The 14,799-nt window shown below is 61.7% G+C and carries 16 protein-coding genes and 1 riboswitch; of the genes, 8 read left to right on the top strand and 8 right to left on the bottom strand.

Going from position 1 to position 14,799, the window contains the following annotated elements:
* Positions 1-63 precede the first annotated feature (63 nt).
* Positions 64-486, top strand: coding sequence for a DUF2268 domain-containing putative Zn-dependent protease (locus AAEZ09_RS12965; protein WP_350599685.1), 423 nt, complete (start codon positions 64-66; stop codon positions 484-486).
* A 1-nt stretch (position 487) separates the two neighbouring features.
* Here AAEZ09_RS12965 and AAEZ09_RS12960 read toward each other — a convergent pair whose 3' ends face one another.
* Both AAEZ09_RS12960 and AAEZ09_RS12955 read right to left on the bottom strand, forming a co-directional pair.
* A complete protein-coding gene (locus AAEZ09_RS12960) occupies positions 488-796 on the bottom strand; it encodes an NIPSNAP family protein (RefSeq protein WP_045062221.1) in 309 nt (102 codons plus the stop codon).
* A 63-nt stretch (positions 797-859) separates the two neighbouring features.
* Positions 860-1,756 carry a DMT family transporter gene (locus AAEZ09_RS12955; protein WP_045062341.1) on the bottom strand — a complete coding sequence of 299 codons (897 nt, stop codon included), beginning with the start codon at positions 1,754-1,756 and terminating at the stop codon, positions 860-862.
* Positions 1,757-1,838: 82 nt separating this feature from the next.
* Here AAEZ09_RS12955 and AAEZ09_RS12950 point away from each other — a divergent pair, with 82 nt between their 5' ends.
* On the top strand, positions 1,839-3,170 hold the full coding sequence (locus tag AAEZ09_RS12950; protein ID WP_350599683.1) for an aminotransferase-like domain-containing protein: 1,332 nt from the start codon (positions 1,839-1,841) through the stop codon (positions 3,168-3,170).
* Positions 3,171-3,254: 84 nt separating this feature from the next.
* Positions 3,255-3,533: a nitrilase-related carbon-nitrogen hydrolase gene (locus AAEZ09_RS12945; RefSeq protein WP_350599682.1), complete on the top strand. Its 279-nt coding sequence runs from the start codon at positions 3,255-3,257 to the stop codon at positions 3,531-3,533.
* Here the strand turns inward: AAEZ09_RS12945 and AAEZ09_RS12940 are convergent.
* The 3 genes from AAEZ09_RS12940 to AAEZ09_RS12930 are packed head-to-tail and all read right to left on the bottom strand — an operon-like array spanning position 3,427 to position 6,235.
* On the bottom strand, positions 3,427-4,212 hold the full coding sequence (locus AAEZ09_RS12940) for an ABC transporter ATP-binding protein (RefSeq protein WP_350599680.1): 786 nt from the start codon (positions 4,210-4,212) through the stop codon (positions 3,427-3,429). The two genes, AAEZ09_RS12945 and AAEZ09_RS12940, sit on opposite strands and share 107 nt — an antisense overlap.
* Positions 4,209-5,225 carry a FecCD family ABC transporter permease gene (locus AAEZ09_RS12935; RefSeq protein WP_205892427.1) on the bottom strand — a complete coding sequence of 339 codons (1,017 nt, stop codon included), beginning with the start codon at positions 5,223-5,225 and terminating at the stop codon, positions 4,209-4,211. The genes AAEZ09_RS12940 and AAEZ09_RS12935 overlap by 4 nt, the downstream gene beginning before the upstream one ends.
* On the bottom strand, positions 5,222-6,235 hold the full coding sequence (locus tag AAEZ09_RS12930; RefSeq protein WP_350599678.1) for an ABC transporter substrate-binding protein: 1,014 nt from the start codon (positions 6,233-6,235) through the stop codon (positions 5,222-5,224). The genes AAEZ09_RS12935 and AAEZ09_RS12930 overlap by 4 nt, the downstream gene beginning before the upstream one ends.
* A 141-nt stretch (positions 6,236-6,376) precedes the next feature.
* A riboswitch (cobalamin riboswitch) is annotated at positions 6,377-6,571 on the bottom strand.
* Positions 6,572-6,746: 175 nt separating this feature from the next.
* On the opposite strand from AAEZ09_RS12930, the gene AAEZ09_RS12925 reads away from it, so the two are divergent.
* Positions 6,747-7,148 carry a VOC family protein gene (locus AAEZ09_RS12925; RefSeq protein ID WP_045062210.1) on the top strand — a complete coding sequence of 134 codons (402 nt, stop codon included), beginning with the start codon at positions 6,747-6,749 and terminating at the stop codon, positions 7,146-7,148.
* 30 nt (positions 7,149-7,178) lie between these two features.
* Here AAEZ09_RS12925 and cahR read toward each other — a convergent pair whose 3' ends face one another.
* The 3 genes from cahR to AAEZ09_RS12910 form a co-directional block, all read right to left on the bottom strand.
* Positions 7,179-8,156: a transcriptional regulator CahA gene (gene cahR, locus AAEZ09_RS12920; protein WP_350599677.1), complete on the bottom strand. Its 978-nt coding sequence runs from the start codon at positions 8,154-8,156 to the stop codon at positions 7,179-7,181.
* A gap of 107 nt (positions 8,157-8,263) precedes the next feature.
* The gene (gabP, locus tag AAEZ09_RS12915) at positions 8,264-9,652 is read right to left on the bottom strand and encodes a GABA permease (protein ID WP_350599675.1); all 1,389 of its coding nucleotides are present in this window, start codon (positions 9,650-9,652) and stop codon (positions 8,264-8,266) included.
* Between the two features lie 91 nt (positions 9,653-9,743).
* Entirely contained in the window at positions 9,744-10,517 is a 774-nt protein-coding gene (locus AAEZ09_RS12910) for a creatininase (RefSeq protein ID WP_045062201.1), read from the bottom strand.
* 288 nt (positions 10,518-10,805) lie between these two features.
* On the opposite strand from AAEZ09_RS12910, the gene AAEZ09_RS12905 reads away from it, so the two are divergent.
* From AAEZ09_RS12905 to AAEZ09_RS12890, 4 genes are read left to right on the top strand one after another with little or no spacing between them, the layout of a single operon-like run.
* A complete protein-coding gene (locus AAEZ09_RS12905) occupies positions 10,806-11,933 on the top strand; it encodes an extracellular solute-binding protein (RefSeq protein WP_045062198.1) in 1,128 nt (375 codons plus the stop codon).
* Between the two features lie 23 nt (positions 11,934-11,956).
* Entirely contained in the window at positions 11,957-12,877 is a 921-nt protein-coding gene (locus AAEZ09_RS12900; protein WP_350599674.1) for an ABC transporter permease, read from the top strand.
* The gene (locus AAEZ09_RS12895; RefSeq protein ID WP_122839203.1) at positions 12,874-13,662 is read left to right on the top strand and encodes an ABC transporter permease; all 789 of its coding nucleotides are present in this window, start codon (positions 12,874-12,876) and stop codon (positions 13,660-13,662) included. The genes AAEZ09_RS12900 and AAEZ09_RS12895 overlap by 4 nt, the downstream gene beginning before the upstream one ends.
* A gap of 45 nt (positions 13,663-13,707) precedes the next feature.
* Positions 13,708-14,799 (top strand): ABC transporter ATP-binding protein, encoded by a 1,092-nt coding sequence (locus AAEZ09_RS12890; RefSeq protein ID WP_205892430.1) that lies wholly within the window; start codon positions 13,708-13,710, stop codon positions 14,797-14,799.

Genomic DNA, 14,799 nt, shown 5'->3' with positions numbered 1-14,799 from the left:
TGGATATGATTGGCCGCTTGGCTGGCTGAGCTTAGCCTCCACAACGATAGAAGGGATAGATGAATGGGCTCATGGACGCTGCACCGGCAGATCATCCATGAGGTTCATCACTGCCTGCGCATGGCGGGTCCCGGCTACGGCTGGACCCTCGGCGAGGCATTGGTCAGCGAGGGCTTGGCCGGACAGTTCGTCCGGCATCTGCTCGGCAGCACCGCAGAACCCTGGGAGAGCGCGGTAAACCGCGCTGATCTGCTGCGCACTCCGACCGATCGCCAGGCCCTCGACGCCACGTACTACGACCACAGCGCGAGGTTCTTCGGCACCGGAGTTCATCCAAGATGGCTGGGCTACACCCTTGGTTATCAGATAGTGGAGCAGTGGCTGGCGGGGGCAGGCGACATTGACGCGGCGACCTGGATCAATGTCCCTGCCAGCTTGATCATCGATTCGGCAGTCGAAGCAGGATTGGTTTTACGCAAAACCTGAGTTAACCCCCAAACACCGGCCGGAAAAAACTGCGCTCATAGCTGAGAATGCACTTGGTTTCCTCAGCGTACTTGAAGGCGGCGATGCACTCCGGGTCTTGCATCGAGTCCTGGCGATAACGCTCATACTCCGCCAGGCTCGCAAAGGTGAACATCGCCATGGCGATATTGTTGGCGCCCTCGGAAGGCAGAAAATAGCCGTGATGCTGCCCGCCGAATTTTTCAACCAGCGGAATCCATAACTTCGCGTAGTACTCGAACGCTTTGAGCTGATAGGGATCAAGCACGTACTTCAGATAACAAGTGACCACGATGTTTCCTCAATAATTGCCAATCAAAGTGCTATGAAATCACGGATCGCCTTGGCCCTAATCTTACCTGGAAAACTTTTTCGCCCCGGCCACACATAAAATCACCGCCACCGTCACCACCAGCATGCCCGGGCTGACCTGTTCATGCAGCAGCGTGGCTGCCAGAGCCAGGCCGAAAAACGGCTGCAGCAATTGCAACTGGCCGACTGCCGCGATACCGCCCTGCGCCAGTCCGCGATACCAGAACACAAAACCCACCAGCATGCTGAAAATCGACACGTACCCCAGGCACACCCACGCCGAGGGCGTGATGCCCGAGAGGGTCGGCGGCGCGAGCCACCAGGCCAGTGGCGCCATCACCGGCAACGACAGCACCAGTGCCCAGCAGATTACCTGCCAGCCACCGAGGGTCCTGGACAGCTTTGCGCCTTCGGCATATCCGAGGCCGCAGGCGAGGATGGCCGCCAACATCAATAAATCGCCGATGGGCGAGGCGGTCACGCCTTGGGAGAGAGCAAAGCCGACTACCAGCAGGCTGCCCAGAATCGAGAACAACCAGAACACCGGTCGCGGACGTTCACCGCCGCGCAGCACGCCAAATACCGCGGTGGCCAGGGGCAGCAGGCCGACGAAGACGATCGAATGGGCAGATGTCACATATTGCAAAGCCAGGGCGGTCAACAACGGGAAACCCAGGACAACACCCAACGCGACGATGGCCAGGGGCAGCAGTTGATGCCGCGCCGGGCGCTGTTCCCTGAACAGCCACAGCATGCACAGCGCCAGCAACCCGGCGATGCTGGCGCGGGCCACCGTGAGGAACACCGGATCGAACTCCAGCACGGCCAGGCGGGTGGCGGGCAGCGAGCCGCTGAAGATCAGCACTCCGATAAAACCGTTGAGCCAGCCGCTCGCGGACTTTTCCCGGCCAGGATTTTGCAGGCTTGATGCACGTTCCATTTCGTCACACTCAAATTTGCAGAAAGCCATCCTAGGGTCGAGAATCAATAACAATCAAAAAATTGTCATGGATACATCGCCCATGCCGCGCTCGCGTTACAAGTCCCTGGTGGATACCTTTGCCGCCGATATCCGTGCCGGTCGCCTGCTGCCGGGCACCCGCTTGCCGACTCACCGCCAACTGGCCACCCGTGAAGGTCTGGCGCTGGTGACCGCGAGTCGGGTGTATGGCGAGCTCGAAGCCATGGGCCTGGTGAGTGGCGAAACCGGGCGCGGCACCTTTGTCCGGGAGACTTCGCTGCCGCCCAACCTGGGCATCGACCAGCAGGAGGTCGTCGCTGGCATGATCGACCTCAACTTCAACTATCCGTCGCTGCCGGGGCAGGGCGAGATGCTGCGCAGTGCGTTGCGCCAGTTGGCCGCTGGCGGTGACCTGGAGGCGCTGTTGCGCTATCAACCCCATGCGGGGCGCATGCACGAGCGTGCGTCGGTGGCTCGGCACCTGGGCGCGCGCGGGCTGGCTGTCGATGCCGATCAAGTGCTGATGGTCAGCGGCGCCCAGCATGGCCTGGCGGTGACGATGATGGCGTTGCTCAAGCCGGGCGACGTGATCGCCGCAGACGCCTTGACCTATTCGGGCTTCAAGGTGCTGGCCGAAGCGCTGCACCTGGAAATCGCGCCGATTCCTGGTGGCGCCGACGGGCCGGATCTCGAGGCCCTGGAAAAACTTTGCCGCAGTCGGCGAGTGCGGGCGGTGTACAGCATGCCGACGCTGCACAATCCCTTGGGCTGGGTGATGCCTGCCGCGCAACGTGAGCAATTGGTGGCCATTTCGCGCAAGCACGGGCTGCTGATAATCGAGGATGCAGCCTACGCGTTCCTCGCCGAAAACCCGCCGCCACCGCTGTTTACGTTGGCGCCGGAGCGGACCGTCTATGTGTCCGGTTTATCCAAGAGCATCGCCACCGGCCTGCGCATCGGTTTTGTCGCCGCGCCTCTGGACAAGGTGGCCGCCATCGAGCGCGCTATCCGGTCCACCACCTGGAACACCCCGGGGGTGATGACTGCGATTGCCTGTGCCTGGCTGGACGATGGCACGGTGATGCAACTGGAAGCCGAGAAGCGGGCCGACGCCCAGGCCAGGCAGATCGTTGCGTTGCGTGCGCTGGATGGGCTGCGCTGCGTGACGCATCCGTCGTCGTATTTCCTGTGGTTGCCGCTGGGCGAAGATGCCCGGGCGGACCAGATTACCAAGGCGTTGATGGAGGAGAATATTGCCGTTTCGACGGCCGAGCCGTTTGCCACTTCGGCGCATGTGCCCCATGCAATTCGCCTGGCGTTGGGCTCGGTGGACATTGATACGCTTGGGCAGGCGTTGGCTCGGGTGAAGTGGATGGTGGAGGCGTATTCGTAGGCGGGTGATACGCATACTTGCCTGGCCTCTGGCAAAAGTCATTCGTTTCCTGGCCGGGACGTATTTCACCTCAAAGGTCCGACAATGAAGCTTGAACTCATACAGATGGCGGGTCGCGATGGCGATGTCGCCTACAACCTGCAGCGCACCCTGGATGCCGTTGCGGCCTGTGCGCCAGGTACCGATATCGTGATTTTCCCCGAGTCGCAGATCACCGGGTTTCTCGATCGCGCCAATATTGCCGCACTGGCGCGATTCACAGACCAGCCGCACCGCGAAAACGCAGGATCTGCGCCCCGTCAAACGGATCAATCAGGTAATGCGCCTGCACGCCGAATGTGTCTTGCAGGCGCTTGGGCGTGAGCACTTCCACGGGGGCGCCCAGCGCCACCAGTCGACCGCGTTCGAGCACGGCCAGGCGGTCACAGGTGAGTGCCTGGTTGAGATCGTGCAGGGCGATCACCGTGGTGACGGGCAGGGCATGCACCACCTGCAAAATCGACAGCTGATGCTGGATGTCCAGGTGATTGGTGGGCTCATCCAGCAGCAGGATTTGCGGCCGCTGGGCCAGGGCGCGAGCGATATGCACGCGTTGGCGCTCCCCGCCGGAGAGGCTGCGCCAGGTGCGGTTTTTCAAGTGCGCGGCATCGACGTCAACCAACGCCTGCTCGACAATGTGTGCGTCTTCCCGGGACCACGGGCGCAACGCTGACAGCCAGGGGGTTCGCCCCAGGGCAACGGCGTCGAGCACACGGATGGCATCATCGGTGGTCGCCTGCTGTTCAACCACCGCCAGGATTTGCGCAATCGTTCGCCGCGGCAGCTTGCCCAGGCGTGTGCCGCCCAGGAACACTTCGCCCCGGGACGGCTCGCGTACCCCGGCGAGCAACTTGAGCAAGGTCGATTTACCAGAGCCATTGGGCCCGACGATGCCCAGCGTTTCCCCGCGTTGAATGTGCAGATCGATGTCGTGCAACAACTGCACCTCGCGGACATCGAACCCCAGCCCGGCGCAGCTCAATACCAACGCTTCGCCGCTCATCGGGCATTCCTCCGCCCGACCAGGATCAACGCAAACACCGGTGCGCCCACCAGAGCGGTGATGACCCCGACCGGAATCACCTGGCCCTTGATCAACGTCCTCGACAACACATCTGCCGCGATCAGGAACAGCGCGCCACCCAGCGCGCTGGCAGGCAGCAAGCGGGCGTGACGGGTGCCCAGCAACAGGCGCACGGCATGGGGAATGACCAGCCCGACAAAACCGATGGAGCCGACGATCGACACCATTACGGCCGTCACCAGCGCCGCGCTGCCCACCAATATGAACTGTACGCGGCGCACCGGGATACCAAGGGAGGCTGCGGAATCGACCCCGAACGTGAAGGCGTCCAGCGCCCGCCGGTGCCACAGGCACACCGCCAGGCCAAGCAGGGCCACGGGCACCGATAACCACACCGACGGCCAGCGCACGCCACTGAGATTGCCCAGCAGCCAGAACAGGATGCCGCGAGCCTGTTCGGCACTGGCGGACTTGGTGATCAGGAACGCCGTCAGCGCGTTGAACAGTTGCGAGCCGGCAATGCCGGCCAGGATGATCTGCCCGGTGCCGCTGGACGATCCGCTGACCCGCGCCAGCAAAATCACCAGCACGAAGGCTGCGACAGCCCCGGCGAAAGCGCCGACGGATAACGAAATGGCCCCCGCGCCCAGCCCCAGCAACGCCACCAGAACCGCCCCTGTGGAAGCCCCGGCGGAGATACCCAGCAGGTAGGGATCGGCGAGTGGATTGCGCAGCAGTGATTGCAGGATCACCCCACAGGTGGCCAGGCCTGCACCGCAAGCCGCGGCCACCAGTGCCCGGGTCAGGCGGTAGTTCCAGACGATGCCTTCGTCGATCGGGTCGAGCACATGACCGGCTGCCCACAATTTGTTGGCCAATACCTGGAACACCACGCCCGGCTCGATCGGCGTTTCACCAATGGCCACGCCGGCGATCACCGCCAGCAGCAGTGTGACGAAGGCCAGCAGCGTGCGAATCAGCGTCCCGGTCATTTCGGCAAGTCGTAGCCGTTGATGGCGGTGGCCAGTGTTTCCAGGCCATCGAACATCCGCAGGCTGGCCTGCATCGCCATGGCGTCGAGGATGATGATGCGATTGTTTTTCACCGCGTCCATGTTGCGCGTGACCGGGTCACTGCGCAGGAAGGCCAGTTTCTTTTCGTGGTCGTCAGCCGGGAAGCGGCGCCGATCCATACGGGCAATCACCAGGAATGTCGGGTTGGCCTTGGCAATGGTTTCCCAGCCCACCGTTGGCCATTCTTCGTCGGACTGCACCACGTTGCGCACGCCCAGGGTGTTGAGCATGAAATCGGGAATGCCCTTGTGGCCGGCGACATAGGGGTCGATATCCAGGCTGGCGCTGGAGAACCAGAACAGCGCGCTGGTGTGCTTGAGGTCCTTGTTTTGCACCATGGCAATGGACTTCGCCAGGCTGGCCTTGAGCTCGGCGTTCAACTTCTCGCCACGCTCCTGCACATCGAAGATTGCCGCCAGCTGGCTGACGCTCTTGTACAGGCTGTCGATGCGAAACGCTTCGAGCCGCGTGCCGTCGGCGCCCACCAGGTTGTCCTTGGCTTCGCAGTCGGAAGGCATCAGGTAGGTGGGAATCTGCAACTCATGGAATTGTTCGCGGGTGCCGACTGCGCCTTGCGGGCCGACCATCCACTCCAGTTCCACTGCCACCAGCTGTGGGCGCTTGCCAATTACCGCCTCGAAGCTCGGCTCGTTGTCAGCCAGGCGCGGCACCTTGTCGTTCTCGGTCTTGTAGCGGCCCAGCACGTCGTTGAACCACAGCGAGGTGCCCACCAGCCGGTCGCTCAATCCCATGGCGTAGAGCATTTCCGTGCCGGCCTGGCCGATGGTTACTGCTCGGCTCGGCGCCTGCTGGAACGTCAGCGTGCTGCCGCAGTTCTCCACGGTCAGGGGGTATTGCGTCGGTGCCGCCTGGGCGAGGGCGCACAGACCCAGGCCCGTGCAGAGGGTGGCGAAGCGGGGCAGCAGCATGGGCGATCTCCAGTTGAACCGTAAACGGAGCAGGGCAATACGGACTGGAAACACATCATCGAACGCTGCCGCAAATGCAGTGCACTGCTGATCACCAAGGTGACCCGCGCGCCAAGGATGTCCTTCCCGGACACCCCGCCGGTTAGTGATTTTTTGCCGGCAGGTCTCCTGACTGGTGCGTCATCACCTGGCTCCGGCCTTCCCGGGAGCGATCCCAGTGGCAATCGTGGAGCAGGCTCAGCACCTACAGTTGCGGGGGCAGTTCCGTTTGATGCTGCGCGAGCATCACGGATTCCCTATTAATCCCATGTGGAAACCGGCGGCGGCATGGTAGTCGATCCGGCTGCCCTTGGGGAACCCGCGTGCCCAATTCCCGCAGGCGCTGCGCAGGCGCTGTCGAGTGCAACGAGGCTGCGATCTCTTGATCTTGCCTTTGCGCTAATCTCAGCAATCCAGCAATCCAGCAATCCAGCAATCCAGCAACAGCCCACTCCACCCCAGGAGCCCAGCCATGTTCAGCCACATTATCCTAGGCGCCCGCGATCTCGCCGCCATGACCACCTTCTACGACACGATCCTCCAACCCCTGGGCCTGGAGCGCATGCCCGACGAAAACGATGGCGGCCCACCGGGCTCGGGCTGGCAGTATCCGGGCAAGAGCTGGCCACAGTTCTTCATCCAGTTGCCCTACAACGGGTTACCGGCGAACTGGGGTAATGGCACCCAGGTCAGCTTTGCCTGCCGCTCGCGCGAGCAGGTGCAGGCCGCCTGGTCAGCGGCCATCGCCACAGGCGCGACGGATGAGGGCGCCCCCGGGATACGCGCGCATTACTCACCGGATTATTTCGGCGCCTATTGCAGGGATCCGGAGGGCAACAAATTGTGCTTTGTGCATGCGGATGGGTTGGAGTGAGAAGGCGTCAGTGCAGCCAACACAAGACGTCTAGTGCACCGCTACCTGCCGGCGCTCCCCCATCGGCGACAGACCAAAATAGCGGCTGTAGCACTTGGAGAAATGTGCCGGTGAAACGAAGCCGCACGCCAGGGCGACATCGCGGACCTTCGCCTCGCTACGCAGCAGCAACTGCCGGGCCCGGGACAGGCGCAGTTCCAGGTAGTACTGACTGGGTGTGCGCTTGAGGTGTTTGTGAAACAGTCGCTCCAGTTGCCGCACCGACACCTCGTTCAAGCGCGCCAGTTCTTCCAGCCCCAACGGCTCCTCGATGTTGGCTTCCATGATCGCCACAATCTGGCTGAGCTTGGGCTGGGAGGTGCCGAGCTTCTGCCGCAGCGGCACGCGCTGGCGTTCCTGGGCGCCTCGGGCGCGATCACACAACAGCAGTTCCGCGGCATGGGCGGCGATGTCCCGCCCGCCAGGTTCGCGAGCGATCAACTGCAACGTCATGTCCATGGCCGCCACTCCGCCGGAGCAGGTGTAGCGGTCGCGATCGAGTTCGAACAACTGGTTGGAAATGACGATCCCGGGAAAGCGCTCGCTCAGCGCCTCGTAGTCCTCCCAGTGGATCGTGCAGCGGTAACCCTTGAGCAGGTCAGCCCGGGCGAGCAAGTGGCTGCCGGTGCAGATGCCGCCCAAGGGCACCTGCAGATGCGCCAGTTTGCGCAGCCAGCCGAGCAACGGTCGGCTGCTGTGATTGGACACGATCGGGTTGGAGCCCACCACAAACAACATGTCGAGTTTCGGTGCGTCTTCGATCGAGTAATCGGGCAGGATGCGCATGCCGTTGCTGGCGGTGACCGGCTCCAGGCTGGCGGCGATGATCAGGGTGCGGTACATCGGCTGGCGGGCGGCCATGTTGGCCATGCGCAAGGTTTCCACGGCGGAGGCGAAGCCGATGGTGGTGAAGTTCTGGATGACCAGAAAACCCACGGTTTTCACTGGCCGTTGTTCGTAGGCAGACATGGACCATCCTCTTGTTCTGCGCTTGTACAAATAAAAAACCGGCCAGTTTCGTGGTGCGAAAGCGGCCGGAAAGAGGTGAGCGGGGGGCAGCTTGACGCTGTTTGACCTCAGGCGTTGCGGGTTTCAGCAGGTGCTGGCGCAGGACGTTTCCTGGAGTTGAAAATCGCGCCCATGCACACGATGGACAGGGTCAGCGCACCGGTCGCCAGCACTTCCATGCGGTGCTGCGGCAGAATCAGCATGACGGTCAGGATGCTCAGAATGCACAAAATCACCAGGTAGCTGAGCCACGGGTAGAACCACATCTTGAAGACGATCGGGTGTCCCGAGGCGTTCATCTTGCGGCGCAATATCAGCTGCGACACGGCAATCGCCAGGTACACCAGCAAGGCCACGGCTCCGGAACTGGCCAGCAGGAAAGCGAACACCTCGTTGGGGGCAAAGTAATTCAGTGCCGTGGTCAGGAAGCCCACTGCGGTGCTGGCCAGCACGGCGATGTAGGGTACGCCGGAGCCTGACGTTTTTTGCAGGATGCGCGGGCCGTCGCCCCGTTTGCTCAGGGAGTAGACCATGCGCGAGGCGGTATAGATGGCGGAGTTCAGGCAGCTGGCGACGGCAATCAGGACCACGATGTCGACGATCATCTTCGCGTGGGGAATGTTCATCAGCTCCAGCGCCCGTTGATACGAGCCCACTGTCACCAGCATCGGGTCATTCCAGGGAACGATGGAGATGATCAGGAACACCGAGACGATGTAGAAAATCCCCATTCGCCACACGACCGAGTTGGTCGCACGGGTGATCTGCTTCGACGGGTTCTGCGATTCGCCTGCGGCAATGGTAACAATCTCGGTGCCCATGAAACTGAACACCGTGGTGAGCATCGCGCCGATGACGGCGGTCCAGCCATTGGGCATAAAGCCGCCGAACTCCTTGCTGAGCTGGGCCACGCCACTGACGGTGGTCTCGGGCAGCCCACCCACCAGCGCCAGCGCACCTAGGGCGATGAACCCCAGCACGGCGATGACTTTAAGCATGGCGAACCAGAATTCGAACTCGCCGTAGCGCGCCACGCTGAACAGGTTGGTCAGGGTCAGCAGCCCGGTGACCGCTATGGCGAACTCCCAAGTCTGGATGGACGGGAACCAGGCGTGGAGGATGGCGGCGGCAGCGATGGCTTCGATGGGAATCACCAGCACCCAGAACCACCAATAGAGCCAGCCGATGGTGAAACCGGCACTACGGCCCATGGCACGTTCGGCGTAGGTGGAAAACGACCCGGTGTCGGGCGAGGCCACAGCCATTTCGCCGAGCATGCGCATGACCAGCACCACCAGGGTGCCGGAAAATATATACGCCAGAATCGCCGCAGGTCCGGCCGACGCGATGGCGTGGCCCGAGCCGATGAACAGGCCGGCGCCAATGGCTCCGGCGATGGACAACATTGTGACGTGACGCTGCTTGAGGCCTGGCGCCAGAGTTGAGGAACTGGACATGAGACTTACCCTTTTTTTGTTGTATTTGAGAGGGTGAAGCGTTAACCGCAGTGTTACCTGGTCGGGCACGTCCGTGCGCTGTTCAAGTCATTCAAGCAAAGGCTTCGCGTACCGCAGCGCTGATACCGGACACGCAGACGTCGAGGATCAACTCGCCTTTCTCGCGGCTGGAACCTTTGGGCGAAGACAGCGTGCCGCATGCGGGCGTGCGCTCAGGGATGATCGGGAAGACGTCGTAGGGCGGGAAGGTGGCGGGGGGATGATCCACCGCCCGGTCGAGATCGACCTTGTCCGGGTGCAGGGCCAGCATCAGCGAAGTTTCGAAGACGCCGCCGTGCTCGATATCCCAGCCGAGGAATCCCTCGGGATACAGCTTGGCGATGACGGCCGGATCGTTGACGAAATCCCAGTAGGACAGCACCACCACCTTGAAGTCGGTGATGCCGCCATAGCGCAGTTCGCGCAGCGCCAGGTCGATGCCCTCGACGATGAACATCGAGTTTTCAAAATGTCCATTCATCAGCACGAGCTTGCGCGCTCCGTGGCGTGCCAGCTCGCGAATGATGTCCTGCACGGTGTGGGTGAGGGTGGCGCCATCGAGGCTGGTGGTGCCAGGAAAGTGATTGCCACCGCCGGATTTCTGCTGGGACTTGTAGCCGTACGCCAGTGCGGGCAACACCAGGCCACTGACGTTATGCGCCACCGCCTTGCAGATCGCGGTGGGCAGCAGGACATCGACCTCCATGCACATGTGGTGTCCGTGCTGCTCCAGAGCGCCCACCGGCAGGAAGATCGGGCATCCGGTCGCGACTTTTGCCGCGTATTCCGGCCAGGTGAGTTCTCCAATGACGACGCTGTTGTTCATCTGTACACCCATCTAAGTAATTGACCCACAGGTCATTTTCAGGCCGTGGCGGGTAGAACGATTCGATCAGATTGGCAGGTGGCCGATTTGTCCAAATCCGACCCGTAGTTGGCAATACGGCCTCATGCAGCTCCTTGCGCCGGCCACAGGTCGGGTCTGATCAATTGCAGGTCGGGCGTGCACAAAAAACACTGATGGCGATCTGCTGCAATGCTGCCAGCCAGCCAAGGATGCGTGGGGTTGGCCGCGACAGGAATGAGGCACTTCCAACACCTGGGGAAAAATGTCATGAACAAGCGCATCGACCTTTCACGCCGTACCTTCCTCAAGACTTCCGGCATCCTCGCAGGCACCGCGGCGCTGTGCGGCTTGCTACCGGCGAGAAGCTTCGCCGCTGCGGAAAAAGAACTGGTCATCCTGGCCTGGGCCGGTCACGCTGAGCCGGACATCGTTGCCGATTTCGAGCGCCAGTACGGGGTCAAGGTCCGGGCCAAGTACTACACCGGCGGCGACAACATGCTGGGGCTGATCTCGCAATCGCCGCCCGGCACCTTTGACCTGATCCTGTCCGATGCTGAATACGTGCAACAACTCAACGCTGCCGAATACATCGAGCAACTCGACCCGGCGGATTACCCCTTTGATGATTTCTACCCCGAGTTCCAGCATTTCCCAGGGCACTGGCAGGGCGACAAGCTTTATTCTGTGCTGATCCGCTTCGGATTCCTGGGCATTGCCTACAACACTCAACTGGTTCCCGAAGCCAAGGTGCAAAGCTACGACCTGTTCTGGGACGAAAGCCTCAAGGGCAAGGTCGGGCACTTCGACTGGCACCTGCCCAACCTGGGCCAGATCAGCCTGCTCAACGGCAACGCGCGGCCTTACGACATCGACGCTGCGCATTGGCAAAGCGTGCAGCAGAAACTCATGAGCCTGCGCCCGCAGATCGGCGGCTTCTTCGATTATGGCGGGACCTTTTCCTCGCTGAAAAACGGCCAGGTGCATGCCATGTGCGGCATTGGCGACTGGATCACCGGGGTCCTGCAGCGCGCAGGCGCTCCGGTAAAAACCGTGTTGCCCAAGGAGGGCGGGCTGCAATGGACGGAGTCCTACTGCATCGCCCGAAAAGCCCACAGCCCGGACCTGGCGAAGAAGTTCATCCAGTACATCACCTCACCCCAGGGCCAGGTCAAGTCGGCAAAAATGGCCGCGTACCCCGCGCTTATTCCCAGCAAAAAAGGCTGGGAGTTGCTCAACCAGACCGATCTCGCCGAAGCCACGCGCCAGGGCATGGTGCTGGGACAGCGCAACGTCATGGATGACATCCGCGACGGCCGGATCAAATATCGCGAGCTGCCGGTCCAGCAGAGCCTGGAAGACTGGAACGACTTCTGGTCGCAATACAAGGGTGCCTGACAAGACGCGTGGAGTAGGTGGCAATGATTTCAGACAAGTTGAAGACTTCACCGCCGGTACTGTCCGACAGCAGCCCCGCCATACGCCAGCGCACCACCAGAAAGGCCGTGCACGTGCCGTGGTTCGGGCTGTGTTTTTCGCTGCCGATCCTGATCTGGCAATTGGTTTTTTTCGTGTTTCCGCTGGCCTTCCTGGTGGCGATCAGTTTCTGGGTGGTGCGCAACTTTCGGATGGTACCGACCTTCGAGTGGCTGAACTGGAGCTACATGTTCAGTCGCGGGTTCTTCTGGGACGCTTATGTGCACACCCTGGCCATGGCGGCGGGCGCCACTGTACTGGTCAGCCTGGTGGCGTTTCCGTGTGCCTACACCATTGCCTTCAAGTTTCGCGATTCTGCCCGGCAGCTACTGGTACTGCTGCTGATCACGCCGTTTTTCACCAGCTATCTGGTGCGCACGTATTCGTGGCAGGTATTCCTGAGCGACAACGGCATTCTCAACGCGGCGCTGGGGCTGCTCGGCATCGGCTCGGTGGCCATGTTGAACACCACCGTCGGCACCTATGTCGGCTACTTCACCCTGTGCCTGCCCCTGGTGGTGGTGCTGCAATTGTTCAGCCTGATGTACATCGATCGTTCGTTGATCGAGGCCGCGCACAACCTCGGCAGCGGGCGTTGGCGCACCGTGCTGCTGGTGGTCATACCTTCGGCGCGGATTGGCATCGTCGTGGCGGCGCTGTTCTGTTTCATCCTGACCTTCGGTGATTTTGTCAGCCCGCTGTACCTGGGCGGCGGTCAACCACCGACCCTCAGTACCCTGATCACCGACACCACCAAGTCCGGTCAGCAATGGCCCCGTGCAGCGGTGATTGCGACGGTCATGATCATCACGCTGCTGATCACGGCCTTTGCTGCGGTTCGCTTCGCTTATCGGAGACGCCCATGAACGAGCATCGCCTGATCAACTTCCTGCTGCGCAGTTTTGTCGTGTTGGTGTTCATGTTCATCTTCACGCCCATCGCCGGCAGCTTTGTGTTCTCGTTCAATATCGACCGCTTTCCGTCCTTGCCCCTGGGCGGTTTCAGCCTGCACTGGTACGAGGTCATCGCTGCGGATCCGGCAGTCTGGCAGGCGTTCAGGAACAGTCTGCTGGTGGGCGTGGTGGTGTCACTGGTTTCGACTCTATTGGGTTTCACTGCGGCCTATACCGACTTTCGTTACCAGTTTTTCGGCAAGTCGATCTACATGGCGCTCGCGACGCTGCCGCCGACCATTCCGGTGGTGATCATGGGCCTGGCGATGCTGGCGTTCCTTTCCCGGGTAGGTCTGTCAGGGTCGATCTACGCAGTGATGATCAGCCATATCGTGATGTGCACGCCGTTCGCCATGGCAGTCATCCGCATGCGTCTGGCGCAGATGGATCCCCATATCGAGGCGGCGGCGTGGAACTTGGGAGCCAACCAGTGGAAGGCTATGCGCTTCGTGATCCTGCCATTTACTGCGCCGAGCATCTTCGCCGCGTTGTTCGTGACCATGGCAGTGTCCTTCGACGAGTTCGCGGTGGCCTGGTTCGTCTCGGGCCTGAACGAGACCGTTCCGGTGCGCATCCTCAATACCTTGCAAGGCCAGGTGAGCCCGACCATCAACGCCATCGGCACGATTGTCTTCATTACCACCATGAGCCTGGTGATCTTCGCGCAGATGCTGTTGATGCGTCGGCGCAACGCCTGATCGCGACCAGCGCCCCTACACCCCTCCAACCCGAAGGACTACGCCATGACTCAACCGCTGGTGGTATTTGACAACGTGGTCAAGCATTTCGGCAGCTACCAGGCTGTCGAGCGGCTCAACCTGGAGATCTACAAAGGCGAATTCGTCGCCATCATGGGTTCCAGTGGGTGCGGCAAGACCACGACACTGCGCATGCTCGCCGGGCTCGACAAACCGAGCGAGGGCGAAATCCGCCTGAACGGCGAGCGCATCAATGACCTGTATTCCTGGCAGCGGGAGACGCCACTGGTGTGGCAGAACCTGGCGTTGTTCCCATTTTTGAATGTACTGGAAAACGTCGAGTTCGGCCTGCGCATGCGCGGCATGGCCAAGGCGCAGCGGCGCAAAAAGGCGTTGCACTGGCTTGAGCGTCTGGACCTCGGGGAGTTCGCCACTCGGGACATCAGCCTGCTGTCCGGGGGCCAGCGCCAGCGTGTGGCGCTGGCCCGTTCACTGGTCACGGAACCGCCAATCCTGCTGCTCGACGAGCCATTGAGTGCCCTCGATGCGCACCTGAGTGTGCGCATGCAGGGGGTGCTCACCGGTCTGCAAAAGGACCTGGGTATTACCTTTGTCTACGTCACCCACAGTCAGTCCGAGGCCTTTGCGATGGCGGATCGCGTGGTGATCATGAGCCGTGGCCGGGTGGAGCAGATTGGCACGCCCCAGGCGGTATTTGTTGAACCGCACAATCGCTTCGTGGCCGAGTTCGTCGGCGGCAAGAACATCTTCCCCGGCACGGTGGCAGGGTTCGACGACAGCGGTCTGGTGCGGCTGGAATCAGCGCAGGGTAGTTTCGTCGCAAGACTGCCGGAGGGAAAATCGGTGAGTGCGGGGGAGGCGGTCACGGTCTGTGTCAGCGCCGAGCATATCGAACTGACCACCCGGCCGGTGCGGCAAAATCGGCTGGCGTGCACTGTCGTCGGGGAGGAGTTCATTGGCTCGATGGTTAACGTGTATCTCGAAGCCTGCGGCGGCCTGGAGCTGAAGGTGCAAAAGACCCATGCCGACTACAACCACCTGGGCGTGCATTGCGGGCAGAGCCTGTTCGCCGAGTGGGAGGGGGGGCATGCGCTGATTTTGCGCGATGGCAGCTGA

This window comes from Pseudomonas sp. 65/3-MNA-CIBAN-0223 (genome assembly GCF_040310425.1).
In the GTDB taxonomy this organism is placed as follows: domain Bacteria; phylum Pseudomonadota; class Gammaproteobacteria; order Pseudomonadales; family Pseudomonadaceae; genus Aquipseudomonas; species Aquipseudomonas gregormendelii.
Note: the sequence above shows the minus strand (reverse complement) of the source record. Positions and strands in the feature narration are given on the sequence as shown.